22 protein-coding genes are annotated in these 22564 nt (G+C 68.4%); 13 read left to right on the top strand and 9 right to left on the bottom strand.

The genetic code is table 11. From position 1 onward, the window contains the following. Positions 1-43: 43 nt before the first annotated feature. Positions 44-1852 (bottom strand): aspartate--tRNA ligase, encoded by a 1809-nt coding sequence (gene aspS, locus ROP_RS34340; RefSeq protein ID WP_015890587.1) that lies wholly within the window; start codon positions 1850-1852, stop codon positions 44-46. 144 nt (positions 1853-1996) lie between these two features. Here aspS and ROP_RS34335 point away from each other — a divergent pair, with 144 nt between their 5' ends. The 3 genes from ROP_RS34335 to ROP_RS34325 all read left to right on the top strand — a co-directional run bounded on the left by ROP_RS34335 (position 1997) and on the right by ROP_RS34325 (position 4331). Then, on the top strand, positions 1997-2920 hold the full coding sequence (locus ROP_RS34335) for a KPN_02809 family neutral zinc metallopeptidase (protein WP_015890586.1): 924 nt from the start codon (positions 1997-1999) through the stop codon (positions 2918-2920). A 65-nt stretch (positions 2921-2985) separates the two neighbouring features. Then, on the top strand, positions 2986-3612 hold the full coding sequence (locus ROP_RS34330; RefSeq protein WP_015890585.1) for an ArsR/SmtB family transcription factor: 627 nt from the start codon (positions 2986-2988) through the stop codon (positions 3610-3612). A 2-nt stretch (positions 3613-3614) separates the two neighbouring features. Further along, entirely contained in the window at positions 3615-4331 is a 717-nt protein-coding gene (locus tag ROP_RS34325) for an SRPBCC family protein (protein ID WP_015890584.1), read from the top strand. Between the two features lie 13 nt (positions 4332-4344). Here ROP_RS34325 and ROP_RS34320 read toward each other — a convergent pair whose 3' ends face one another. Beyond that, positions 4345-4800, bottom strand: a complete 456-nt coding sequence (locus tag ROP_RS34320) for a hypothetical protein (RefSeq protein ID WP_015890583.1) — start codon at positions 4798-4800, stop codon at positions 4345-4347. A gap of 135 nt (positions 4801-4935) precedes the next feature. Here ROP_RS34320 and ROP_RS34315 point away from each other — a divergent pair, with 135 nt between their 5' ends. Then, positions 4936-5358 carry a PPOX class F420-dependent oxidoreductase gene (locus ROP_RS34315; RefSeq protein ID WP_015890582.1) on the top strand — a complete coding sequence of 141 codons (423 nt, stop codon included), beginning with the start codon at positions 4936-4938 and terminating at the stop codon, positions 5356-5358. On the opposite strand, the gene ROP_RS34310 is transcribed toward ROP_RS34315, so the two are convergent. Continuing rightward, the gene (locus ROP_RS34310) at positions 5345-6379 is read right to left on the bottom strand and encodes an Rv2578c family radical SAM protein (RefSeq protein WP_015890581.1); all 1035 of its coding nucleotides are present in this window, start codon (positions 6377-6379) and stop codon (positions 5345-5347) included. The genes ROP_RS34315 and ROP_RS34310 overlap by 14 nt on opposite strands. A gap of 108 nt (positions 6380-6487) precedes the next feature. Between ROP_RS34310 and ROP_RS34305 the strand changes: the two genes are divergently transcribed. The 3 genes from ROP_RS34305 (at position 6488) to ROP_RS34295 (ending at position 8561) form a co-directional block, all read left to right on the top strand. Next, a complete protein-coding gene (locus ROP_RS34305) occupies positions 6488-6886 on the top strand; it encodes a RidA family protein (RefSeq protein ID WP_015890580.1) in 399 nt (132 codons plus the stop codon). 121 nt (positions 6887-7007) lie between these two features. After that, positions 7008-7991, top strand: coding sequence for a potassium channel family protein (locus ROP_RS34300; RefSeq protein WP_015890579.1), 984 nt, complete (start codon positions 7008-7010; stop codon positions 7989-7991). Between the two features lie 249 nt (positions 7992-8240). Next, entirely contained in the window at positions 8241-8561 is a 321-nt protein-coding gene (locus tag ROP_RS34295) for a hypothetical protein (protein WP_015890578.1), read from the top strand. Positions 8562-8773: 212 nt separating this feature from the next. Here the strand turns inward: ROP_RS34295 and ROP_RS34290 are convergent, their stop codons facing one another. Beyond that, positions 8774-9121: a hypothetical protein gene (locus ROP_RS34290; RefSeq protein WP_043825950.1), complete on the bottom strand. Its 348-nt coding sequence runs from the start codon at positions 9119-9121 to the stop codon at positions 8774-8776. A 240-nt stretch (positions 9122-9361) separates the two neighbouring features. On the opposite strand from ROP_RS34290, the gene ROP_RS34285 reads away from it, so the two are divergent. Next, positions 9362-11425, top strand: a complete 2064-nt coding sequence (locus ROP_RS34285; protein ID WP_015890576.1) for a transglycosylase domain-containing protein — start codon at positions 9362-9364, stop codon at positions 11423-11425. Positions 11426-11589: 164 nt separating this feature from the next. Here ROP_RS34285 and ROP_RS34280 read toward each other — a convergent pair whose 3' ends face one another. Next, positions 11590-12882, bottom strand: a complete 1293-nt coding sequence (locus ROP_RS34280; RefSeq protein ID WP_015890575.1) for an SAM-dependent methyltransferase — start codon at positions 12880-12882, stop codon at positions 11590-11592. 367 nt (positions 12883-13249) lie between these two features. Here ROP_RS34280 and ROP_RS34275 point away from each other — a divergent pair, with 367 nt between their 5' ends. Both ROP_RS34275 and ROP_RS34270 read left to right on the top strand, forming a co-directional pair. After that, entirely contained in the window at positions 13250-13591 is a 342-nt protein-coding gene (locus tag ROP_RS34275; protein WP_148222635.1) for a WhiB family transcriptional regulator, read from the top strand. Then, positions 13552-15366 (top strand): ABC transporter ATP-binding protein/permease, encoded by a 1815-nt coding sequence (locus ROP_RS34270; RefSeq protein ID WP_043825946.1) that lies wholly within the window; start codon positions 13552-13554, stop codon positions 15364-15366. Before ROP_RS34275 ends, ROP_RS34270 begins: the two co-directional genes overlap by 40 nt. A 14-nt stretch (positions 15367-15380) precedes the next feature. Here ROP_RS34270 and ROP_RS34265 read toward each other — a convergent pair whose 3' ends face one another. After that, on the bottom strand, positions 15381-16973 hold the full coding sequence (locus ROP_RS34265) for an HD domain-containing phosphohydrolase (RefSeq protein WP_015890572.1): 1593 nt from the start codon (positions 16971-16973) through the stop codon (positions 15381-15383). A 116-nt stretch (positions 16974-17089) separates the two neighbouring features. Between ROP_RS34265 and ROP_RS34260 the strand changes: the two genes are divergently transcribed. From ROP_RS34260 to ROP_RS34250, 3 genes are read left to right on the top strand one after another with little or no spacing between them, the layout of a single operon-like run. Next, positions 17090-18175, top strand: a complete 1086-nt coding sequence (locus ROP_RS34260) for an NAD(P)H-dependent amine dehydrogenase family protein (protein ID WP_015890571.1) — start codon at positions 17090-17092, stop codon at positions 18173-18175. 56 nt (positions 18176-18231) lie between these two features. Beyond that, positions 18232-18603, top strand: a complete 372-nt coding sequence (locus ROP_RS34255; RefSeq protein WP_015890570.1) for an ArsR/SmtB family transcription factor — start codon at positions 18232-18234, stop codon at positions 18601-18603. Further along, positions 18600-19076: an SRPBCC family protein gene (locus ROP_RS34250; RefSeq protein ID WP_015890569.1), complete on the top strand. Its 477-nt coding sequence runs from the start codon at positions 18600-18602 to the stop codon at positions 19074-19076. The genes ROP_RS34255 and ROP_RS34250 overlap by 4 nt, the downstream gene beginning before the upstream one ends. A gap of 6 nt (positions 19077-19082) precedes the next feature. Here the strand turns inward: ROP_RS34250 and ROP_RS34245 are convergent, their stop codons facing one another. Genes ROP_RS34245 through ROP_RS34235 form a run of 3 tightly spaced genes read right to left on the bottom strand, consistent with a single transcriptional unit; the run spans position 19083 to position 22563 of the window. Further along, positions 19083-21068, bottom strand: a complete 1986-nt coding sequence (locus tag ROP_RS34245) for a 5-oxoprolinase/urea amidolyase family protein (protein WP_015890568.1) — start codon at positions 21066-21068, stop codon at positions 19083-19085. After that, a complete protein-coding gene (locus ROP_RS34240) occupies positions 21065-21721 on the bottom strand; it encodes an urea amidolyase associated protein UAAP2 (protein ID WP_015890567.1) in 657 nt (218 codons plus the stop codon). The genes ROP_RS34245 and ROP_RS34240 overlap by 4 nt, the downstream gene beginning before the upstream one ends. Beyond that, a complete protein-coding gene (locus ROP_RS34235; RefSeq protein ID WP_015890566.1) occupies positions 21718-22563 on the bottom strand; it encodes an urea amidolyase associated protein UAAP1 in 846 nt (281 codons plus the stop codon). Before ROP_RS34235 ends, ROP_RS34240 begins: the two co-directional genes overlap by 4 nt. Position 22564 lies beyond the last annotated feature (1 nt).

Genomic DNA, 22564 nt, shown 5'->3' with positions numbered 1-22564 from the left:
CCGGTCGTTCGGGTCCGCCGGCGGAGTTCGCCGGCGGGCCCGCCTACTTCTCGGCGGATACCTGCGGCTTCGCCGCGGCGGCGTCGCCCTTCGGCTCCGGCTTGGCGTCGACGCCCGATTCCTTGCGCTGCTGCGCGGTGATCGGCGCCGGCGCACTGGTCAGCGGATCGACACCGCCGCCCGACTTCGGGAACGCGATGACCTCGCGGATCGAATCGACCCCGGCCAGCAGGGCGGTGATGCGGTCCCAGCCGAACGCGATACCGCCGTGCGGCGGCGCCCCGAACGCGAACGCGTCGAGGAGGAACCCGAACTTCTCCTCGGCCTCCTCGTGGGAGATGCCCATCACCTTGAACACCCGCTCCTGAATGTCCTTGCGGTGGATACGAATACTGCCGCCGCCGATCTCGTTGCCGTTGCAGACGATGTCGTAGGCGTACGCCAGCGCGGAACCCGGGTCGGTGTCGAACGTGTCGATCGACTCCGGCTTCGGGGAGGTGAACGCGTGGTGCACCGCCGTCCAGGCGCTGTAGCCGAGCGCGACGTCGCCGCTCGCGGTGGCGTCCGCGGTCGGCTCGAACAGCGGTGCGTCGACGATCCACACGAACGCCCACGCGTCCGGGTCGATGAGGTTCTGCTTACGGGCGATCTCGCCGCGGGCGGCGCCGAGCAGCGCGCGGGAGGACTTGGTGGCGCCGGCGGCGAAGAAGATGCAGTCGCCGGGCTTCGCGCCGACGTGCGCGGCCAGGCCGTCACGTTCGGCGTCGGTGAGGTTCTTGGCCACCGGTCCGCCGAGGGTGCCGTCCTCGCCGACGAGCACGTACGCCAGGCCCTTCGCCCCGCGCTGCTTCGCCCATTCCTGCCAGGCGTCGAGCTGCTTACGCGGCTGGCTCGCACCACCGGGCATGACCACCGCGCCGACGTACTCCTGCTGGAAGACGCGGAACGTGGTGTCCGTGAAGAACTCGGCGCACTCGACCAGTTCGACACCGAAGCGCAGGTCCGGCTTGTCGGAACCGTAGCGGCGCATCGCCTCGGCGTACGTCATCCGCGCGATCGGCGTCTTGATCTCGTGCCCGACCAGCTTCCACAGCGAGGTCAGCACCTCCTCGGCGAGGAGGATGACGTCGTCCTGGTTGACGAAGCTCATCTCGATGTCGAGCTGCGTGAACTCGGGCTGGCGGTCCGCGCGGAAGTCCTCGTCGCGGTAGCAGCGCGCGATCTGGTAGTAGCGTTCGATGCCACCGACCATGAGCAGCTGCTTGAACAGCTGCGGGCTCTGCGGCAACGCGTAGAAGCTGCCCGGCTGCAGGCGCGCGGGGACCAGGAAGTCGCGGGCGCCCTCCGGCGTCGACCGCGTCAACGTGGGCGTCTCGACCTCGACGAACTCGTGGTGCGCGAGCACGGCGCGGGCCGCGGCGTTGACCTTGGACCGCAACCGGATCGCATGACCGGGGCCCTCGCGGCGCAGGTCCAGGTAGCGGTACTTCAGGCGTGCTTCCTCGCCGGCCTGGTCGTCCAGCTGGAACGGCAGCGGCGCGCTCTCGTTGAGGACCTCGAGCTCGGTGACGTTGACCTCGATCGCACCGGTCGGGATCTCGAAGTTCTGGTTGCCCTCGGGACGCACCTCGACCACACCGGTGACCTTGACGCAGTACTCGGCGCGCAGGCGGTGGGCCTGCTCGGCGGCGGCGCCCTCACGGAACACCACCTGGGACACGCCCGACGCGTCACGTAGATCGATGAAGATCACCCCGCCGTGATCACGACGCCTGGCAACCCAACCGGTGAGGGTTACGGTCTGCTGGGCCTGCTCGGCTCGCAATGAACCGGCGAGATGTGTGCGCAGCACGGGATTCCTTTCGAAACATGGGGCAAGCTACTTCGTTGGCTGAGATCCTACGGAGACACCGTGCGTGAGCGGAAACGCATACCCGCTTCACGTGCGAGGCTCGATCGGCACGCACCGTAAAAACTGCAGAGAAAGCGAAGACACATGACCTTCAACGAGGGCGCCCGAATGGACTCCGGCCGGGTGTCGACCGGAGGTGGGGGCGGCGGCGGCCTCGGCGGCAAGTTCGCAATGGGCGGCGGCGCCGGCGGTCTTATCGTGCTGGTTCTGGCGCTGCTGCTCGGCGGCGATCCCGGTTCACTGCTCGGCGGTCTCAGCGGCACCACCGACTCCTCCGCTCAGAGTTCCGCCGGCCTCGAAGGATGCGAGACCGGCGCCGACGCCAACCGCGACGTGAACTGCCGGGTGGTGTTCACGGCGGGAAGCCTCGACTCCGTGTGGGGGCAGGAACTCGCCCAGCAGACCGGCACCGCGTACGTGCCACCGGAGGTCGTGCTGTTCTCGGGTTCCGTCAACACCGGCTGCGGCAACGCGACCAGCGACGTCGGGCCGTTCTACTGCCCGGCCGACTCGACGGCGTACTTCGACACCAGTTTCTTCCAGCTCCTCGTCGACCGCTTCGGGTCCAGCGGCGGCCCGCTGGCGCAGGAGTACGTCGTGGCGCACGAGTTCGGCCACCACATCCAGAACCAGCTCGGCGACATCGGACGAGCTCAGGCCGACCCGCGGGGCGCCGACTCGGCCGCGGTGCGGACCGAACTGCAGGCCGACTGCTACGCGGGCGTGTGGGCCCACTACGCCGATACCCTCCCCGGCCCCGACGGCGGACCACCGTTCCTGAACACCCTCACCGACACCGACATCGACGACGCCCTGTCCGCCGCCTCCTCGGTCGGCGACGATCGGATCCAGCAGTCTGCGGGCGCCCGGGTGAATCCGGAGGGCTGGACGCACGGCTCCTCGCAGCAGCGCCAGAAATGGTTCGCCACCGGCTACCGGACCGGTCAGGTGCAGGCCTGCGACACCTACTCCGCGCGCGATCTGAACAACCCACCCGCACTGCGCTGACCATCCGTTCCTCCGACAAATATTTTTGTCTTGACAGAACTATTTGTCGGTGGAACAGTGGACGCATGCTGGACGTAGCAGTGATCGATCAAGCAGCCGCCGCCGAGATCTCCCTGGACCCGGTCCGGGCCCGGTTGCTGGCGACGCTCGCCGAGCCCGGTTCGGCGAGTTCCGTCGCCGCGACGGTCGGATTGACACGGCAGAAGGCCAACTACCACCTGCGGGCGCTCGAGGAGCACGGACTCGTCGAACTCGTCGAGGAACGCAGGAAGGGGAACGTCACCGAACGCGTCTTCCAGGCCACCGCGGCGTCGTACGTGATCTCCCCCGCCGCGTTCGCGGCCCTCGCCCCCGACCCCGACCGCTCACCCGACCAACTATCGGCCCGCTGGCTGGTGGCACTGGCCGCGCGACTGGTGCGTGAGGTCGGCGAGTTGATCGCCGGCGCCACCGCGGCGCGTCAGCCGCTGGCCACCTACGCGATCGACAGCGAGATCCGGTTCGCGTCGGCCGCCGACCGCTCGGCCTTCGCCGACGAACTCGGTGAGTCCGTGAAGAACCTGGTGTCCCGATACCACGACGAGAAGGCCCCGAACGGACGCAGGCACCGCCTCGTCGTCGCACTGCACCCCAGCCTGAAAACGCCTTCCGCGCAAGCGAAGTCACCCGACACCCGTCACGAGGAGAGCTAGCCATGTCGAAGAATTTCGAGATCCGCCGCGAAGTCGTCCTGACCGCCACCCCCGAGGAGGTGTTCGCCGCCGTCACCACCGGCACCGGCGGGTGGATGTTCCCCACCCACCTCGATCCCGGGGTCGGCAGCGAGGGGCCGGACGACCCGGCCGTCGTCGCGTGGGAGCCGCCGCAGAAGTTCGCGGTCCGCCAGGAGGGCCCGGACGGCTGGTTCAACGCGCTCGAGTACCTCATCGAGGCGCGCGACGGCGGCACCGCGGCGCTGCGCTACGTGCACAGCGGCATCTTCACCGACGACTGGGACGCCCAGTACGACGGCGCCGACAAGCACACCACGTTCTACCTGCACAGCCTCGGCCAGTACGTCCGGTACTTCGCGGGCCGCGCGGCCACCTACATCGCGACCGGCGGCCCGGAGGCCTCCGCCGATCCCGGCGCGATGGCCACGCTCCGCGGCGCGCTCGGCCTGTCCGACACGTCGACCGCCGGCGACACCGTCACCGTCGACGTCCCCGGATTCGGCACGGTGGACGGCGTCGTCGACTACCTGACGCCGCACTTCATCGGCATCCGGACCGCCGACGCGCTGTACCGGTTCTACGGCCGCAACGCATTCGGCGGAACCGTCGATGCGGCGCACCACCTGTTCGCCGCGGGTGCCGACCAGGAGAAGTCGCAGGACGCGTGGAAGTCGTGGCTGGACAACGCCTTCGCCTAGGCGCCCGCCTGGTTCAGGACACCGTGAACTCGCCGCCACCCGCAATGTTCGGGGTGCTCGGGATGATCTCGACACCGACCCGGCCCGCCCCCGGATCGAAGTAGACGGCTGTCGGCGCTCCCGGACCGTCCCATCCGCTGAGTGCCCATTGCGTCGTTCCGGAGGCGCCGGTGTCGAGATTGCGCCAGCGCAGGGTTCCGTCGACCAGGCAGACCCTCGACGTGCCGACGAAATAGGCACTCAGCACTATGTAGTTCGGTCCGTGCGGCTCCGGGTAGTCGGACGAGGAACGCGCCTCGATCCGGCCGCCGCAGATGCTGACGTCGCCGGGGTACAGGCCGTGCCCGATCGTGAACGTGGGTGTCAGCGTCTCCGTCTCCGCAACGGCGGCAGCGGGCGCGCCGAACAGTGCTACGGCCGCAACCGAACCCACCACCGCCGAACGGACTACCGAATTTCCCACGGTCATGACACTCCTCGGTCGTGTGCGGCGGGCGAACCCCTCCCCCGTTTGTCTCCGGGAATGCGGGGCGCGTTACGCGTCCCCCCGGCTAGGGTCGAGGCACCACAGTGACATCGACCGCCGTCGGACTGGAGAATTCTCATGTCGTTCACGGACGAAGAAATCGCCTACCTGCGGTCGCAGCCGATCGCGCGGGTCGCCACCGTCGGCGCCGACGGGCAACCCGATGTGGTTCCGCTGGCGTTCGAGTTCGACGGAACGGACTTCTGGGTAGGCGGGACCGGGCCGTCCGTCGCCGGTACCCGCAAGTTCCGGAACATCCGGGCAGGCAACCACAAGGTGTCGCTGGTCGTCGACGACCTGGTGTCGTTCGAACCGTTCGTCGCGCGATCCATCCGGGTCTACGGCACGGCCGATCAGCCGGTGGAACGGGACGGAATGGTGGGGCCCGGAATTTATGTGCGCATCGCTCCGACCATCTCGTGGAGTTGGAACATGGCGGGAGAACCCGCCGGCGCCGAATGGTACGAACCGAGGCGGACCGTCCACCTCAGAAGAGGGTGAGCGCCGGTCCGGGACGACCGGCGCCGACCAACTCACTGCGATCCGGGTCGGGCTGCCCGGCCTCCCGATGTTTCGCACCGCCGCCGAGGCCGTACCGGTCGACGAGGGGGTCGACGCGCTGTTTCAGCCACGACTTGTATTCGGACGGAACGTAGGCCGCCCGACCGTACAACTGCCGGTACTGCCGGACCAGCGCGGGATGCTCCGTCGACAGCCAGTTCATGAACCAGCCCTTGGTGCTGCCGCGCAGATGCATCGGAAACACGGTCACGCCCGAGGCGCCCGCCTCGGCGATCGATTCGAGCAGGCCGTCCAGGTGCCGCACCGAATCGGTGAGGAACGGAATCACGGGGGCCACCATCACATTGCACGGCAGCCCGGCGTCGGTAATCGCGCGGATCAGGTCGAGGCGTGCCTTCGGGGTTGGCGTCCCCGGCTCGATCGACTTCTGGAGGTCGGGATCGTGGATCGCGAGCGAGACGCCGATGCTCACCGGCACCTGCTGGGCGGCGAGAGTCAGTAGCGGGAGGTCGCGCCGCAGCAGCGTCCCCTTGGTGAGAATCGAGAACGGGGTCGCGGACTCGGCCAGCGCGCGAATGATGCCGGGCATCAGGCGGTATCGGCCCTCGGCGCGCTGATACGGATCGGTGTTGGTGCCGAGCGCCACGTGCTCACGCTTCCACGACCGGCGCCCCAGCTCCTTGCGCAGCACCGCCGCGACGTTGGTCTTCACGACGATCTGACTGTCGAAGTCGCGACCCGCATCGAGGTCGAGGTATTCGTGGGTGGGCCGCGCGAAACAGTAGCGGCACGAGTGCGAGCACCCGCGAAAGGCGTTGACAGTGAATCGGAATGGCAGTTGCGACTCCTCGGGCATCTTGTTCAGCGCACTCTTGCACAGCACCTCGTGGAAGGTGATGCCGTCGAACTCGGGCGTCTGCACGCTGCGCACCAGCCCGGCGCGTTCCAGCCCTGGCAAAGCTCCGTCGTCGACGTCGACCGCCTGCCCATCCCACCTCATGAGTACATGCGAACATTTGTTCTAACCGGTGTCAAGGCTTCGCGCCGGGTAGACACGAGATCGTGGTCGTCGACCGCGCTGGTGAGCGCCGGATCGGGGCTTGCGACAATGTCGCTCATGTCGAACAGAAACAACATCTCGTCCGGTTCCGAGTGGGAAGGCAAGATCGGCTATTCCCGTGCCGTGCGCATCGGCCAGCTCGTCTCGGTGTCCGGCACCACCGCGTCGGGTCCCGACGGCCCCGTCGGCGGAGACGATCTCGTCGAGCAGACCCGGGAGGCGCTGCGCCGAATCGAGGCAGCGCTCACCGAGGCCGGCGCGAGCACCACCGATGTGATCCGCACCCGCATGTACCTCACCGACATGAGCCGGTGGGAAGAGGCCGGCATCGCACACGGCGAGGTCTTCGGCGAGATCCGTCCCGCCACCACAATCCTCGAGGTCAGCGCGCTGATCGCCCCCGGCCTGCTCATCGAGATCGAGGCCGACGCCGTCATCGGCGACTGACCGATCCGGGGAGGCGGCACCCCACCGTGAAGCGCCGCGTCCGCCTCCCCGCGAACGACTCGACGCCATCGACCCCGGAATTCCCCCACTCTTCGACGGGAGTGGGGGAACAATTGTCGTAGTGAGCCCCCTGGGACGAATCGGTCGAGCGCTCCTCGCGTTCGCGCTGGTCGTCGTCATCGGCACGGTCGGCTACATCGTCCTCGGCTTCGGGATCCTGGACGCGCTTTATCAGACCGTCACCACGATCACGACCGTCGGATTCCGCGAAGTACATCCCCTCAGCCGTTTCGGCGAAATCTTCACGATTACGCTCATCCTCGCGGGGGTGGGCACCGCGCTGTACATGTTCGGCGTCCTCCTCGAGGCGCTGATCGAAGGTCACCTACGCCACCACATGGAGAGACGGCGAATGGATCGACGCATCAGCCGGATGACCGGCCACATCATCATCTGCGGATGGGGCAGGGTGGGTACTGCGAGTGCGCAGTACCTCACCTCGCTCGGCCGGGACATCGTCGTCGTCGACCGCGAGGCGGACAAACTCCGAGATATCGAGCATCCCACCGTCATCGGAGACGTCACCGACGACCGGACCCTCGAAGCAGCCGGGATCGCACACGCACACGCTTTGATCTCCGCGCTCGACACCGACGCCGACAACGTGTACGTCACGCTGTCGAGCCGGGCATTGCGCCCGGATCTCGTCATCATCGCCCGCGCCCGGAACGAGGGCTCGACGTCCAAGCTCGTGCGTGCCGGCGCCAACCGGGTGGTCAACCCGCAACTGATCGGCGGCCGCAGAATGGGTTCCTTTGCACTGCAACCCCACGTGGCCGAATTCTTCGACGTGGTGATGCACGACGAAAGCCTGGACTACCGGATGGAGGAGATCGCCGTCGGTTCCACATCACCCTGGGTGGGGCACACGCTTGCGCAGATGGGTCTCCACGCGAGCGGCGCACTGCTGCTCGCGATTCGCACCGTCTCCGGTCAGTTCGTCGCCAATCCGGCACCCAGTCTCCGACTCGAACCCGAGACGATCCTCATTGCTCTCGGCACACCGGGCGAACTCGATGCCGCACGCCACCACGTCAATCCGTGACTCCCGGCGCGGGTCGAGCATCTGTGCACCGCGGTCATCGCGCACCTGCCGGAACACCTCGTCCATGCCATTCGCGCCCCAACCGCGCCGATGTCGTGGTGTCGTTTCCTCCCGGTCGCAGCAACTGCTGACCGGCGGCGACTTCGACGAGACCCAGATTCCGGGGGGATACGAGCCGGCACAGGTTCGCTGCAGAGGTCGGTGCAGGCGGCAGGCATTCCCCACAGCGGCAACGTGGGACAGTAGACGATGAGCAACTGGCCGTACTGGTTCGAGATAGCGGTGATATGCGGAATCACCGCCGTGGGCACCATCGTGTGGGGGCACTGGGAGGAACACACCCCGAAATGGCGGCGGATCGGGAAGACCGTCGTGTTCTGCGGGCTTTCGGTCCTCGTTTCCGCCACCGCTGGGCGAGTCTGGTTCTTCGTGCTGCTCGGTGTCCTCGTCGCGATGGTGCTGCTGATCCACGCCTGGTGGCTTCCGCGAAAAGGCATCAACGGGTGGACCGGCGAACCCCGCGAGAAGTACTACACCCTCCGCCGCTGGACATGGCCGCCGGAGAGGTGATGAGAAAGTTCGCTCTCGCGGCGTCGACGCACCAATCGATCGATTCGCGACAGCGGGCCCCGGGGAGTTGGCCAAGCTCGACGCGATGACCGCACCGGCCGAAGCTCGGTATGTGCGGCAACTGCTGAGCCTTCCCGAATACAGGCCGCTGGCGGGTTGAACCTGGCACGATACCGGCGGACGGGCAGCCGGGGCGGGTGGATCGACACACGTCACTTCGGCGGATTCGCGTCCTGCCGGCGACGTCGATGAAACCGCTCGCGCTGCTCGTCGAGCAGGATCACACCACGACGCTGGACGCGGTGCTGTTCTCGGGCAGCCTGCAGTCGCACCGACGCCGTTCTCCTCTTCAGGTCGGCTGCGCGTCTGGCCGCATCCTCATCGTTGAGCAGGTAGGCCGCGGCTCGGTCGCACTCGATGAGGATCTGCTCGTAGGCGAGCCGTATCGGTTCGCGTTCGTCGAGCCGAGTCACCGCCACGTCTTCGAACAGTCGCAGCGGAAGCCGCGCCAGCCGATAGTTCACGCGGAGCAGGGCCATGGGTAGCGAGCTGAGTGTCACGCGCCGAATCGTAAGCTCGGCGAAAGCACTGGAGAATAGAGTCTTTGGTCCCGTTGTCGACGCCGAGCCTTCCGCGGAGCGCCCGTACCGATCCGGCTGCCGTCTCCATCTCCGCTGACACCGATTCGGTCCGCAGGCACGCCACGCGTGTCATTCGCGCCCCAATCGCGCCGAGTGGCCCGATAATCGGGCGAGCACCGGTTGAGTCGTTGCCGGTGCATCGTCGCAGGAGGTGCCGAATTGCAATCCAGGACCGTTCTCAAACTCGCGGGCGCCACCGTGGCCGCAGGAGTGATGCTGTCCGGGGTGATGTTCCCGCTCGCCGCCGGGCTCGGGTACGCATCCAACCGCGCCGCCGACAGCGTCGGTAATTCCTCGGCCGAACTGGCCGACGGGGTGGTGCCTGCGGTGACGACGATGACCGACGTCACGGGGAACCCGATCGCCTGGCTGTACGACCAGCGCCGATTCGAGGTCCCCAGCGACCAGATCTCCAACGAGATGAAACTGGCGATTCTCTCCATCGAGGACAGGCGCTTCGGCGAACACCAGGGGGTGGACTGGCAGGGCACGATGCGGGCGTTCTTCACCAACACCACCAGCGGTCAGATCGAACAGGGCGCCTCGACCATCAATCAGCAGTACGTGAAGAACTACCTGCTGCACGTGGTCGCCAAGACCGACGGTGAACGCCGCGCCGCGATCGAGACCACGCCGGTCCGCAAGATCCGGGAGATCCGGATGGCGATGACCCTCGACCAAGAACTCTCCAAAGAGGAAATTCTCACCCGGTATCTGAATCTGGTGCCGTTCGGCAACGGTTCCTTCGGGGTGCAGGACGCCGCCCGCACGTACTTCGGCATCGACGCGAAGGATCTGAACCTCCAGCAGTCGGCGATGCTCGCAGGCATGGTGCAGTCCAGCTCCGCACTCAACCCGTACACCAACCCGGAAGGGGTGTTCGAGCGCCGCAATGTCGTCCTGGACACCCTGGTCGTGAATGTTCCGGACCGGGCGGCGGAGATCCGCGCCCTGAAGGAAACGCCACTCGGAGTGCTCCCGAAACCGAACAACCTGCCCCGCGGATGCATCGCCGCCGGCGACCGCGGGTTCTTCTGCGACTACGCGTTGCAGTACCTCCAGAACGCCGGGCTGTCCCGGGAGCAGCTCGAAAGGGGCGGCTACCTCATCCGCACCACCCTCGATCCGGCCGTACAGGGATCGGTGAAGTCGGCGGTATCCACCTACGCCGACCCGAAACTCCCGGACATAGCGAGCGTGATGAACGTCGTGCAGCCCGGGCAGGACCAGCACCGGGTCCTGGCCATGGCGGGCAGCCGCAACTACGGCCTGGACGCGGCCGCCGCCGAGACGGTGCAGGAGCTGCCTTATTCACTGTCCGGGCACGGTGCCGGATCGGTGTTCAAGATCTTCACCACCGCGGCGGCCATGGAGAAGGGGCTGCGCCTGAACGCGATCCTCGACGTACCGGGCCGGTTCGATGCGTTCGGGATGGGCGACGGCGGCGCTCCCGGGTGCCCCGGCGGCGCCTACTGCGTGCAGAACGCCGCCCCGTATCCGCGGGCGCTGTCGGTCACCGACGCCCTCGCCCAGTCCCCGAACACCGCGTTCGTGAAACTTCTCCAGGCCACCGGGGTCGATGCGACGGTGGACATGGCGGTGCGCCTCGGCATGCGGTCCTACACCGAACCGGGCACGTCCGGTTTCGGGGACCAGAGCCTGGCCGACATGCAGAAAGACCAGAATCTGGGATCGTTCACCCTCGGCCCGGTGTGGATCAACCCGCTCGAGCTGTCGAATGTCGCCGCGACCCTGGCCTCACACGGCAAGTGGTGCCCGCCGACTCCGATCGACTCCATCGTCGACCGGCAGGGCAAGCCGGTTCCGCTCACCCAGCAGGCGTGCGAGCAGGTCATCGATCCCGGCCTGGCCGACACCCTGTCCAACGCGCTCAGCAAGGACGATCTGCCCGGTGGCACGGCGTCGGCCGCCGCCGGCGCCGCCGGGTGGAAACTGCCGATGTCCGGCAAGACCGGGACCACCGAATCGCACATGTCGTCGGCGTTCGTCGGGTACACGAACAACCTGGCGGGCAGCGTCTACGTGTTCGGGGACTCGCCGACCCCCGGCCAGATCTGCACCAGCCCGCTGCGCTCGTGCGGGGACGGAAACCTGTTCGGCGGCACCGAGCCTGCTCGCACCTGGTTCACGGCGATGATGCCGATCGCGAACAACTTCGGCCCCACCGCCCTGCCTCCGATCGACCCGCGCTACGCCCGTTGACCGGACGGCGCGGACACCAGCCCTCGGCGACCGTCGGTAGTCTCGGAGCATGAGCAAGCCGACGGTCCCGAGCGGCACGGGTGCACAGGGCCCGTGCTGCTGGCCTGGTTGCAGCCACCGAGACAAGACCGGTCGGTAGAAACCCGGGCTCCGCACGCCCTCTCTCATGTGTGTGCCCGTAAGAGTTCGTCGCGGGTGCCGGGCATGCCACTGTCACCCCGTTCGGTGCTTCTGACCGCCAGAATCTGGTTGATCCCGAGCCGGTTCGCCGAGAAGGCCAACGCCGCCCCGGCCATGTACAGCCGCCATACCCGTGCCCGTCCGGCACTGCTGGCGGCCACCGCCTCGTCCCAGTTCGCCTCCAGATTCGCCACCCAGGCCCGCAGCGTCAGCGCGTAGTGCTCGCGAAGCGACTCGACGTCGCGCACCTCGAAACCCGCCCCTTCCAGTGCGTCGATCATCGGTGCCATCGGTTCGATTTCACCGTCCGGGAACACGTAGCGATCGATGAACGACGTGGAGGAGAACGTGTCCGCGGATTCGCGTGGTCGCCGCGAGATCGCGTGGTTGAGCAACCGGCCCTGCGGGCGGAGCAGGGCGAACAGGTCCGCGGCGTAGGTCGCCAGCATCGCGTCGCCGACGTGTTCGGCCATGCCGATGCTGGAGATCGCGTCGTAGGGGCCGTCCGCGACGTCGCGGTAGTCCTGGACCCGGATCTGCACCAACTCCCCCACCCCGGCGTCGACCATCCGTTTGGCGGCGTAGTCCGCCTGCTCGTGGGACAGGGTGACACCGACGACGTGCACGCCGTAGTGACGTGCCGCGTGCAGCGCGAACGTCCCCCACCCGCAGCCGACGTCGAGCACCCGCATCCCCGCGGTCAGGCCGAGCTTGCGGGCCACCAGATCGCACTTGGCGTACTGGGCAGCGTCCAGATCCCCGCCCGGCTCCGCCCAGTACGCACACGAGTACGTCATCGACTCACCGAGCACGAGTCGATAGAAATCGTTGCCCACGTCGTAGTGGTGGCTGATCGCGGCGGCGTCCCTGGCCTTGTCGTGCCGGCGTCCGCGCGCCAATTTCATCTCCTCCGCCGGCGGCTTCGGTGGCAGCCCGACGATTCCCAGGCGCAGCGCCGCCGTCACCAGCGCCTTCTTCGTCTGCCCGTCGATGCGCACCCCGGGGCCCCTGCTCGGGTCCGCCACCTCCTCCAGCGCGTCCAGTCCGGCGAGCAGGTCACCCTCGATGTCGATGTCGCCGGACACGTAGGCCCGAGCGAAACCGAGATCGTTGGGCGCCCACAACAACCGCCGCAGACCACGCCGATTGACGAGGTGGACCTGCCACGGCGCGTCCGGAGGCCCGCTGCGACTACCGTCCCAGCACCTGATCCCCACCGGGACCTGTGTACCCAGCACCGCGCGCACCAGCGGAGCCACCGTGTCGGCGACCGTCATACCCACCTCCGTCGAAGTGTGGGTCCGGCCCGCTCACGTCTTGCCGCTCGCCCGACCCACAGGCCTGTCAACCACAACCGTCTCGCCTTGCACCTCGTCGACCATATCGATGGAACGTCCATCGCCGCAGACCATCACACCAACTATTGCGTGTTCTGGAATCTCGTCGCGCGGCACGCCTAAGAACCACTAGGTGAATGTCGGTGTTCTCCGATCGTCCCGGCGACGACTCTGAGGAGGGAACCCGCCGCGCCGGCGGTGACGGGTGGTCGCCCGGGTCGCCTGGACCGCCCGCACAGCGAAAGGACTCTCCGTGCCGACTGACAGCTCTGCGGTAGCCGGATGGGCCCCGCCCGAGAAGGCGCAGCTGCCGGCGTCGTCGGCAGGCGACTCCGGGAACTGGCAGGCGCGTGCCGCATGCCGCGGTAGCGAGCTGGCGGTGTTCTTCGCCCCGGACGCCGAACGCGGCCACGCCCGTGCCCGGCGCGAAGCGCACGCCCGGCAGATCTGCCTGCCCTGTCCCGTGCTCGAGCAGTGCCGCGATCACGCGCTCACGGTGGGTGAACCCTACGGCGTGTGGGGTGGCATGACGGAGGCGGACCGACGTAGGCACACCAAGCGACTTCGCAGCGGTGAGCGCCGGACCTCGCGATTTGAGGCAAACGCCCCATGCGGCGACGGAACCGGCGGACCGATGATCAGGGCATGACGAAACGAGCTCAGGAATCACGGAAATCACCGGTCATGACCGAATGGGCATTCGAACCACCGACCGTCGGGCGGGTCGACACGTGCCGGTCCAATCATGCACCCGAAGCGGCGGGCGGCGGGCGAGTCGATGCGGTCGACGTGAGCAGGAATGCCGGGGGGCGGCAGATCCTCCAGACGCTGTCGATGTCGGTCGAACCCGGCGAGTTGGTCGCCATCGCCGGCGGCAGTGGAGCGGGAAAGAGCACGCTGCTGGAAATCCTCGCGGGACTGCAACCCCCGTCCGCCGGGGAGGTGCGGCACGACGGCGTCGTTCGCGGGGCCCGGGTCGGCGCCGATTCCCGCATCGGCTACGTACCCCAGGACGAGATCATCCACCTCGAGATGCCCCTGCGTCGCACGCTGCGTTACGCGGCGCGGCTCCGGCTGCCCGCGGGCACCTCGGCAGCCGAAGCGGACCGGGTCGTCGAAGAGACCATGCAGGACCTCGACCTGGCGGATCGGGCCGAGGTGCCGGTCCGTGCGCTGTCCGGCGGCCAGCGCAAGCGGGCCAGTATCGCCGTGGAGCTCCTCACCCGGCCGCGCCTCTTCTTCCTCGACGAACCCACCTCCGGGCTCGATCCGTCGACCGCGGCCGACGTGATGCGCCTGCTGCGCCGACTCACCCAGCGCGGGGTCACGGTCGTCCTCACGACGCATGAGCCGGCCGGCATCGACCGGTGTGACCGGGTGGTGTTCCTCGCTCGCGACGGCCACCTGGCCTTCGCCGGCAGCCCGGCCGAGGCGCGACGCTACTTCGGTGTGGAGGATCTCGCCGAGGTGTACGACCGGCTGGCACGCGAGCACACCCCGGCGATCTGGGCGGAGCGGTTCGCGGACAGCGGTGGGAATGCCGACACCCGGCCCGGCTCGGCTCCACCGCCGCTCCCGGCCACCCGTTCCGACGTCACACGCCCAGGCGCGGTGCGGCAATGGTGGCTGCTCACCCGGCGCAATGTCGATGTACTCCTTCGCAACCGGCTGACCCTGGCGGTCCTGCTCGGCTCCCCGGTGCTGGTCACGGCGATGATGGCAACGCTCTTCCAGCGCGGCGCGTTCGATCCACGGGGCGCGGCCGACCTCGGCCCCGCCCAGATCGTGTTCTGGATCGCATTCGCGGGCTTCTTCTTCGGCCTCACGTACGGCCTGCTCCAGATCGTCGGGGAGATGGCCGTCTTCCGGCAGGAGCGCCTGGCCGGGCTCAGCGTGAGCGCCTACGTGGCGTCCAAGGTGGCAGCGCTGCTTCCGGTGCTGGCCGGAGTGAGCGCGCTGCTTCTCGGTGTCCTGCGGGCGCTCGGCCGGCTCCCCGACGTCGGATGGCACGTGTACGCCTTCCTGTTCGTGACGATCGTGATCGAAGCGACGTCCGCGCTCGTCCTCGGTTTGCTCTCCTCGGCCGCGGTCTCCAACGCCGCGCAGGCCGCCCTGGCCCTGCCGATGCTCTGTTTCCCTCAGGTTCTGTTCGGTGGCGCCATTGTCCCCGTCGACGAGATGGCCGTCCCGGGACGCCTGATGAGCCTCGGACTGTCCAACCGCCACGCATTCGAAGCGCTGGGTCGCGACCTGGATCTCGACCGGTACAGCGCCACGGTGCCGGCCATGTCCGCCTACGGCGACACCTTCCGGGGTGGTACCGGCGGCAGTCTCCTCGCGCTCGCCTCGTTCGCGGTGGTCCTCACGCTGGCCACGGTGTGGGTACTGGACCGGCGGTCCCGGCCCGGCGCATCCCGCCGATGACGTCGACCGAGATGTCACTTTCCGACCGGCGCATCGACCGGGTAGCCCACCAGTCCCCGGTCGATCGCGGCGAGACCGGCCTGCGTGCGGTTGTTCACACCGAGCTTGGCGTAGACACGTTCGACGTGGTTGCGCGCCGTTTTCTCGGCGATGAACAGTTCGGCGGCGATCTCCTTGTTCGATCGGCCCTGCGCGACGAGTCTCAGGATCTCGACCTCGCGGTCGGTCAACCCGGCCGGCCAGGGTGTCCGCCGCGACTGCCGCTGCCCGGCCGCCGCCAGCACGGCGGCCACCGACTCGGCGTCGAGGCGTCCGGCACGCGCCTCCTCCCCCAACCGATCGGCCGCACCGCGCGCGTCGAGGGCGGGCCGGTGCGGACGCGGCTCGAGCAGACCCTGGTACGCCTCCGCCGCGGCGAGCAGCCGGTCCTTCGCGGTCAATTCCGCGCCGGCGATCCCGCGGGGAAAGCCGGACCCGTCGAGCCGTTCCCGGTGCTTCATCGCGACGGACACGACCGACTCCAGGCCGTTGACGCGGCGCAGTATCCGGCCGGTCAAGTCCGGGTACATGCGGACCCGTTCCCATTCGGCCGTCGTCAGCGGCCCCTTCTTCTCCCAGATCTGGTTGGACACTCCCATTTTGCCGAGGCTGTGCACGAGCCCGGCGCGGTACAGATGCGTGACGTCCGGTGGCGACATGCCCAGGTGCCGGGCCGCACCGGCCGCCAGACCCGCGACGCCACGCGAATGCCCCAGCGTGAAAGGGGATTTCAGGTCGACGAAATCGGCCATGGCCCTGAGCAGCTCGTCGCTCTCCTCCGCCCCCAGGGTTCGGTCACGGTCCGGCGCGCGGGTCAACGCCGCAATCCAGACGTCCATGTCGAACAACCCGTCCACGATTGCGGCCGCGTCACGTTCGAACACGTCCGCCACGGCCGGGCTGAACTGACTTCCGCGCCGACAACGGAGGACGTCCTTCGCGTGCTCGAGCCCACCCGTCCGCAGGTGCACCTCGACGACGTCTGCGACGTGAGCGATGTGGATCTCGACCGGGATGCCCTCTCCGCGACACCCGTTGGGCAGCCCTCGACCGTCCCAGCGCTCGAAGGCGTAGGCCAGCGCCTGTCCGACCTGCCCGTCCAAGCCCATCCGATCGGACAGAACCCCGGCGGAACTGCAATGGGAATGGATCAGGGTGGCGACCTGGCTGCGAGCCGCGACCAGAAACACGGCGGCGCTGATTCCGCGTTTCCAGCCCGGTAATCCGCGCCCCACGTGACCGGTCATCAGCCGCAGGAACGGCAGACCGGTCATGTCCACCGTGTAGGTGTCGGCGCGGAAGGCGATGTCGTCGCCGAAGAGCGCCGAGAGTTCGTGGGAGTCGGCGTGACAGCCGATCCACCCGATCAGGTTGGCGTAGTACACAGTTGCCCGCTGCTGCGGGTCCAGCCCCATCCGCTCGGCGATCCGCGTCGCGATCAGCGAAGACCGGAGCATGTGTTCCATCGGCTGGCCCAGACCGAGGTCGATCGCCAGCGATACCGCGGCCAGCAGTTCGGCTCTGCTCAGCCCCTTGTCCGGGCCGGGCGGCCTCCCGTGCGGGTGCATCTTCCCATTGTCCACCCGAACCCGGCCGGAACGCTGCCGTGAACATGTCGTCGAACGGGACCGGTGTTGCCCGATTCGGGCTGTCACCGTCCACAAACTCGGTAGGGTCCGATCTCATGGCCGATCAGGGGAAGATCCGGACCGTGGTGTGGGGAACCGGGAATGTGGGGCGGGCCGCGATCCGTGCCGTCGACGCCCACCCCGGGCTCGAGTTGTCGGCGGTGCTCGTGGCGAACCCGGAGAAGGTCGGACGCGATGCCGGGGGTCTCGCGCGCCTCGGCCGCTCGCTCGGGGTGGCGGCAACCGACGATGCCGGCGCCGTGCTCGCGGACTCCCCCGAGGCGGTCGTCTACGCCGCGTCGGGTGAGATTCGCCCGGACGACGCGGCAGCCGACATCATCCGCGCGCTCGCCGTGGGAGCCGTCGTCGTGACTCCGTCCCTCTACGCGCTGTACGACCAGAGCAACGCGCCGGCCGAATTGCGCGACCCGATCGACTCTGCGGCGAAGTCGGGCGGCGGGGCGCTGTTCGTGTCGGGCGTAGATCCGGGATGGGGCAACGACGTCCTGCCGATCCTGATGACGGGCCTGGCGGGCACGATCGATCGGATCCGCTGCCAGGAGATCTTCGACTACACCACGTACGACCAGCACGATTCGGTGCGGTACCTCGTCGGCATGGGCCAGCCGATGGACTACGAACCGCCGATGGTCGCGGCGACGGTACCCACGATGGTGTGGGGCGGCCAGATCCGGCTCATCGCCCGCGCCCTCGCGGTGGAACTCGACGAGATCCGGGAGACGCTGCTGCGCCGGCCGCTCGAGGAGACGATCACCACCGAACTCATGGGCGAGTTCGAGGCAGGAACCCAGGGGGCGCTGCGTTTCGAGGTGCAGGGCATCGTGGGCGGCGAACCCCGCATCGTCATCGAGCACGTCACCCGGATCCATCCGTCGTGCGCCCCGGATTGGCCCGTGCCACCGGACGGCGGGGACGGCGCCCACAAGGTGATCATCGAGGGACGCCCGCGGATCGAGGTCAACGTGGAGGCCACCGACGAGGGCGGCAATCGAGCGGCCGGCGGCAACGCCACCGCGGTGGGGCGCCTGGTCAACGCGATTCCGTGGCTGCGGACAGCCGCACCGGGGCTCTACGACGCCCTGGACGTCCCGCTCGTCCCCGGTCGCGGCAAGCTTTGCTGACACCCCCAACAGTTAGCCCTTGCGCTAACCATTGTTGCGGTGGAATACTTTCCCTTGTGGCTCAGTATCCGGAGCAGCTCAACGGTATCTTCCAAGCGCTCGCCGACCCCACCCGGCGGGCCGTGCTCGGCCGCCTGAGCCGCGGCCCGGCCACGGTCGGCGAACTGGCAAAGCCGTTCGACATGGCACTGCCCTCCTTCATGAAGCACATCCACTTCCTGGAGGACAGCGGGTGGATCCGGACACGCAAGGAAGGCCGGGTACGGACGTGCGCGATCGAGAAGGCGCCGTTCACCGCGGTCGAATCGTGGCTCGCGGAGCAACAGGAACTCTGGGAGAGCCGCACCGACAGGCTCGAACACTTCGTCACCGAACACACCGTCACAACACACACGGTCACCACACACGCAAAGGACACACCACCATGACCGGCATTGCCAGACCCGATCTCGACCTTACGATTTCGCGCATCATCCGGGCGCCCCGGGCGGTCGTGTGGCGCGCCTGGACCGACCCCGCCAGCTTCGAACAGTGGTGGGTCCCCGCGCCCTCCCGATGCCGGGTCGTCGACATGGACCTACGCCCGGGCGGCGCGCTCACCACCCAGATCAGCGAGGACGGCGGTGATTTCGTGCCCCACCTCAGTGGCTGCTTCCTCGCCGTCGACGAACTCGAACGCATCGTGTTCACCAACTCCCTGATCGGTGGCTGGCGGCCCGCCGAACAGCCGTTCATGACCGCGATCATCACGCTGAACGACCATCCGACGGGCACGGAGTACGTCGCCCACGTGATGCACAAGAACAACGCCGACCGGAACACCCACGAAGAAATGGGCTTCTACGACGGCTGGGGCACCGTCACGGAGCAGCTCGCCGAACTCGCCGAGCGCAGTGCCTGACTCGGATTACCCCACCGTCGCGAACTCCCCTGCCGCGGACCATCGTTGCCGCTCGGCGGCGAACGCGACGGCCTGTCCGGCCCAGAAGTCGCCGATCGATTCGGCGTTGGCCGCGAGGAACTGCTGGTGCTCGGCGAGCGAGAACGTGCCGTCCGTGATCTCGATTCCGCCGCCGCGGCCGGCTGCGACGTCCGATCGCAGGTCCATCAGCTCGTCCGGTTCCACGGGGTACCAGGAGATCCGGTCGAAGAAGCGCAGCAGCCAGGGGGTGCCGTCCTCGAACGGTCCGGACTTCTCGGGATGCCGATGGTTCCACACCTGGGTGGTGCGGCCGACGAACTGGTAGCCGCCGGGGCCCTCCATTCCGTAGATGCACAGGTACGCCCCGCCGATGCCGACCGCGTTCTCCGGCGTCCACGTGCGGGCGGGATTGTATTTCGTGGTGACCAGCCGATGCCGCGGGTCGAGAGGTGTCGCGACGGGCGCGCCGAGGTAGACGTCGCCGAGTCCGAGCACCATGTACTCGGCACCGAAGACGGTGTCGAAGACGTCGTCGACACTGCCGAGGCCGTTCATGCGGCGGATGAACTCGATGTTCCACGGGCACCACGGCGCGTCCGAGCGGACACCGTGCATGTACCGCTGGATCGCCTCCCGCGTCGAGGGGTCGTCCCACGACAGCGGCATCCGCACGGACCGACTCGGCACCACGAGTTCGTTCGCCGCGGGCAGCGCGTCCTCCGCCTCGGCGAGTAGCCCCATCAGCTTCGGGATCGGCAGCACGTCAGGGTCGACCCGGACCTGCAGCGACCGGATGCCCGGTGTCAGGTCGAGGAGCCCGGCCGGCTTCTCGACCTCGAGACGCTGGTGGAGCGCGTGCGCGCGGGCCCGCAACGCCAGGTCGAGGCTCATGTCACCGTACTCGACGAGGACGTTGTCGTCGCCGGATCGTCGGTACGTCACGGCGGTCTCGCCGTCGCGCCGGGCGATCACGCCGTCGTCACGATCACCGGTGGTGGAGAAGACCGTCGAGAACGCCGCCCGCCGCGCAGGCCCCAGCGCGCGTGTCGACGCGGCCCGGTCGGCCCTGATCGGCACGAAGCGCACCGTGTCGCCGGGAGCCAGTTGTCCGAGCTTCCACCGTTCCGCGGAGACGACCGTGACGGGACACACGAACCCGCCGAGGCTCGGACCGTCCGGGCCCAGGAGAATCGGGGTGTCTCCCGTGAAGTCCAGGGCGCCGACCGAATACGCGTTGTCGTGAATGTTGGACGGGTGCAGTCCTGCCTCGCCGCCGTCCGTGCGCGCCCAGTCGGGTTTGGGCCCGATCAGCCGCACCCCGGTGCGGTCCGAATTGAAATGCACCTCGTAGTCGGTCCGGTACAGCGTGTCGATGTCGGCGCGGGTGAAGAATTCGGGTGCGCCGTGCGGGCCTTCGGTGACCGCGATCTCCCAGCGACTGCACAGGGCCGGAACGTGTTCGGCGGGAACGGCGGCCGCAGGGGTGCCGGTGTGGTCGCCGACCGCGAGCACGTCGCCCTGCCGCAGGGTGCGGCCCTGATGCCCGCCGAACTTGCCGAGCGTGAACGTCGAGGCGCTGCCGAGGAAATCGTCGACGTCGAGGCCACCGTGAATCAGCACGTAGATGCGCAGGCCGGGCCCGGCGACCGCGCCGACGTCCAGGACTCCGCCTGCCGGAACGCGTACCGGACGCCACTGCGCGTGCAGCACTCCGTCGACGGTGACCGGGGCGGGTGCGCCGGTCACGCAGACCACCATGTCCTCGTCGAACTGCAACGCGGGGCCGGACATGGCGCATTCGAGTCCGGCGGCACCCTCGTCGTTGCCGAGTGCGGCGTTCCCGAGCCGGAACGACAGGTCGTCCATCGGGCCCGACGGCGGCACCCCGACGTGCCAGTACCCGGTCCGCCCCGGAAAGTCCTGCACCGTGGTGAGCATGCCGGGCCGGTGCACGGTGATCTTGGCGCTCATGCGGGTGCCCCCGTCGGCCGGGTCACGATCATCCGCACCGGTGTCGGATCGAAACCGTTACAGGGGTTGTTGATCTGCGGGCAATTGGACACCAGTACCAGAACGTCGCGCTCCGCGCGGAGCGCGAGCCGGCGGCCGGGGGCGGACAGGCCGTCGACGATACCGAGCGTGCCGTCGGCGTCGACGGGAACGTTCATGAAGAAGTTGATGTTCGACACCAGATCCCGCTTGCCGATCCCCCACCGCGACCCTTCCGCGAGGAAGTTCTCGACGCAGGCGTGCTGATGCTTGGTGTGGTGGCCGTACCGCAGGGTGTTCGACTCCTGGGAGCAGGCGCCGCCCACCGTGTCGTGTGAGCCGACCTCGTCGGCGACGAGCGTCATCAGCGCGTCGTGATCGTCGGTGCGGAGAACACTTCCCGTGGTCAGGAACAGATTTCGCTGCGCCGACACCGTCGCGGCGGCCGAGTAGCGCTGCCCGTGGTCGTCGGCCGCGTAGATCAGGGTGTCGACGGCCTGGTTGCCGCACAGGTCGACGACGGTCAGGACGTCGCCCGCCGCGACGACCGTGGACCAGGGTCCGCGGGCGCCGACCTCCTCGTCCAGGATCACCGTTCCCGGTACCAGCGGTGCGGTCTCGATGGTGGTGGTCATGCCTGCTCCCGTCCCTGGCGCTGCGCTGCAGCCCAGACGTCTTCGGTGTTGAGGAAGGCGCGCCGGTACTCCGGGTCGGCGTCGACGGGTTCGGCCACGTCGGCGCCGGTCCAGGCGAGCACTTCCAGCGCTGTCGTGTCGTACGTCGGCGACGGATCGAGCGGGTGCGCCGTGTTGGCGATCAGGACGATCACCGGGAGGTGGATCACGAGTTCGACGGCGGTGTCCGGGCCGGCGGATCCGATGCTGCTCAGCGCTCCGTCCGCGCCCACCCGCACCCCGTGGAAGAACGACAGCGACGGCGGGAGGTCGCGGCGCTCGAGCCCGTGCTTCGCCGCCGCGACGGTGAAGAGTTCGCGGCCGGCGGGGGACGCCGAATGCAGGCTGCCGTCACCGTATTTCGCGGTGTTCGTGGCGAGCGACGTGGTACCGCAGAGAGCGTCGTGCCGCCCGGACCCGTCCGACACGACGGTCGCGAGGACGCGCCCCTGGTCGGAGAGCACCGGATGCCCGGGCCCCAGGTACGCCTGCCACGGCACCTTCACGGTGTCGGCGACGTTGAGCCGCTCCCACGGCGCGTCCGCCCGGTACAGCAGCAGGTGGGCGCAGGCCCGGCCGTCGACGTCCCGCAGTCGCAGTCGGGTGCCGCGGCCCAGCACCTTCGTGGTGTACCGGCCGCCCGGAACCGTCTCCGCCCACGTGAGCAGCGCCGGATCGATGCCGGACGGTGGAGTTGGCCAGGACGACGCCGGAAGCACCGGCATCGAGTCGGTGACCACTCCCGACTGGGCCCGCGCATGTTCCTTCGCGGCGCTGGTGGTCGAGGTGTCCACTGAGGTCATG

This window comes from Rhodococcus opacus B4 (assembly GCF_000010805.1).
Classification (GTDB): Bacteria; Actinomycetota; Actinomycetes; order Mycobacteriales; family Mycobacteriaceae; genus Rhodococcus_F; species Rhodococcus_F opacus_C.
This window is presented reverse-complemented; position numbering and strand designations above follow the sequence as displayed.

Coding starts and splice junctions, on each gene's coding strand:
- ROP_RS34295 (WP_015890578.1), top strand. CDS start 8,241: ATGAGCAACTGGCCGTACTGGTTCGAGATAGCGGTGATATGCGGAATC.
- ROP_RS34260 (WP_015890571.1), top strand. CDS start 17,090: ATGGCCGATCAGGGGAAGATCCGGACCGTGGTGTGGGGAACCGGGAAT.
- ROP_RS34265 (WP_015890572.1), bottom strand. CDS start 16,973: ATGCACCCGCACGGGAGGCCGCCCGGCCCGGACAAGGGGCTGAGCAGA.
- ROP_RS34270 (WP_043825946.1), top strand. CDS start 13,552: ATGCGGCGACGGAACCGGCGGACCGATGATCAGGGCATGACGAAACGA.
- ROP_RS34240 (WP_015890567.1), bottom strand. CDS start 21,721: ATGACCACCACCATCGAGACCGCACCGCTGGTACCGGGAACGGTGATC.
- ROP_RS34310 (WP_015890581.1), bottom strand. CDS start 6,379: ATGAGGTGGGATGGGCAGGCGGTCGACGTCGACGACGGAGCTTTGCCA.
- ROP_RS34330 (WP_015890585.1), top strand. CDS start 2,986: ATGCTGGACGTAGCAGTGATCGATCAAGCAGCCGCCGCCGAGATCTCC.
- ROP_RS34245 (WP_015890568.1), bottom strand. CDS start 21,068: ATGAGCGCCAAGATCACCGTGCACCGGCCCGGCATGCTCACCACGGTG.
- ROP_RS34305 (WP_015890580.1), top strand. CDS start 6,488: ATGTCGCTCATGTCGAACAGAAACAACATCTCGTCCGGTTCCGAGTGG.
- ROP_RS34235 (WP_015890566.1), bottom strand. CDS start 22,563: ATGACCTCAGTGGACACCTCGACCACCAGCGCCGCGAAGGAACATGCG.
- ROP_RS34335 (WP_015890586.1), top strand. CDS start 1,997: ATGACCTTCAACGAGGGCGCCCGAATGGACTCCGGCCGGGTGTCGACC.
- ROP_RS34315 (WP_015890582.1), top strand. CDS start 4,936: ATGTCGTTCACGGACGAAGAAATCGCCTACCTGCGGTCGCAGCCGATC.
- ROP_RS34280 (WP_015890575.1), bottom strand. CDS start 12,882: ATGACGGTCGCCGACACGGTGGCTCCGCTGGTGCGCGCGGTGCTGGGT.
- ROP_RS34320 (WP_015890583.1), bottom strand. CDS start 4,800: ATGACCGTGGGAAATTCGGTAGTCCGTTCGGCGGTGGTGGGTTCGGTT.
- ROP_RS34250 (WP_015890569.1), top strand. CDS start 18,600: ATGACCGGCATTGCCAGACCCGATCTCGACCTTACGATTTCGCGCATC.
- ROP_RS34325 (WP_015890584.1), top strand. CDS start 3,615: ATGTCGAAGAATTTCGAGATCCGCCGCGAAGTCGTCCTGACCGCCACC.